Source organism: Angustibacter peucedani, assembly GCF_054779595.1.
In genome coordinates this window covers 1-1,276 of record NZ_BAAGXY010000140.1, presented here as the reverse complement: position 1 = coordinate 1,276, position 1,276 = coordinate 1, and the positions used below count along the sequence as shown (strand labels likewise).

General features: G+C 53.4%; 1 protein-coding gene. It reads right to left on the bottom strand.

The annotated features are described in order from the left end of the window. Positions 1-1,220, bottom strand: a 1,220-nt coding sequence (locus tag ACYVJ4_RS17755; RefSeq protein ID WP_460461413.1) for a phage portal protein, incomplete at its 3' end; no start/stop codon positions are given. Between the last annotated feature and the right edge of the window lie 56 nt (positions 1,221-1,276).

Here is a 1,276-nt window from a genome sequence, read left to right as displayed (position 1 = left end):
ACAGCAGGATTGCTGCTTTCGAGATTTTTCAGTTGCGTCAGGTTGAGCTGAACGGTGTAAATGTCACCCCCTTCAATCGGCGGCATATTCTCAAGACGGCGCACGTCATTGCGGGACATCCACCCATTCTGGAGCGCGCTGGTATAGTACGCAGCACGGCCCGCGCTGTCGGCGCGCAGCAGTCCTTCTACAGAGAACTCCGCGAACACCTCATCATCGCTGTCCAGCAGGCACCGTCCTATTTCCTGCTCTATGTTCACCAGCAGGGGGCGCAGGGTGTGCGTCAGGAACTGGAGGTTCATGCCCTCCAGACTGGATGCCCAGCTGCTTTGCTTCGTGGTGTGACCGACCATGAAAGGCGGAACGCGAAACCAGCGGCAGATCTCCTCAATGCTAAAGGCGCGGCTTTCGAGCATCTGAGCATCTTCCGGGTTCATGGTTACGCCCTGGTACGTCAAGCCTCCCTCAAGCACCATGATTTTCCCGGCGTTTTTTGAGCCTGTAAACGCCGCCATGTAACCGCGAAGTTTTTCACGTTGAGTATCATCCAGGGCTTTATCAGAAGAGAGAAACCCTGAACTTTGCAGGCCCTGTTCGAATATCTTCGCCGCGGACTCTTCAACCGCCATTGCAGAACCAATCACATCCCGGCCTGTTTTCATCGGCATCATGCCGCAAACACCGTCAAGACCGAACCCGCGAATGTGCATGATGTTTTTGACGGGAATGACTCTCTCGTTACCGTTTTCAGTGTATTTGTATTCCAGCGCCCCGGTCGTGAGACGTTTAACCACCATGTTCTGCGGCAGCAAAGGCACCAGCGAAACCAGGCGGTTTGCGATGAATTTCTTCTCAATGAAGGCGTTCCCGCGCAGGCAAATACTGGCGACCACCATCAACATAAAGCGTGATGGTGTCATTTCTGAATTGGGTCGGCGGCACAGTATCGAATAGGCCGGATGATCGGTTGCCGCTTTACGCGAACCGTCAGGCTGTCGAACGTATATTTTCAGCGGAAGGGTTGAAATAGACTCGCTTAACAGTCTTACGCATGCCCACACAGCCGATAGCTGGATGGCTTTATCGGCCGTTACCACCTTTCCGCTGCTGCTGGTACCAAACCATTCCTCCCAGAATGTGCCGGTAGTCAGGCTGATAGGCACACCAAGCCAGTTAAGCAGAGCACTTTTAACCCTGCCTGGCCGTTTGTTTTTTTTCATCAGAAACCTACCATGATGGGATTATTGAAGAATCCGGAGAGATCCTGCTGGTCGTT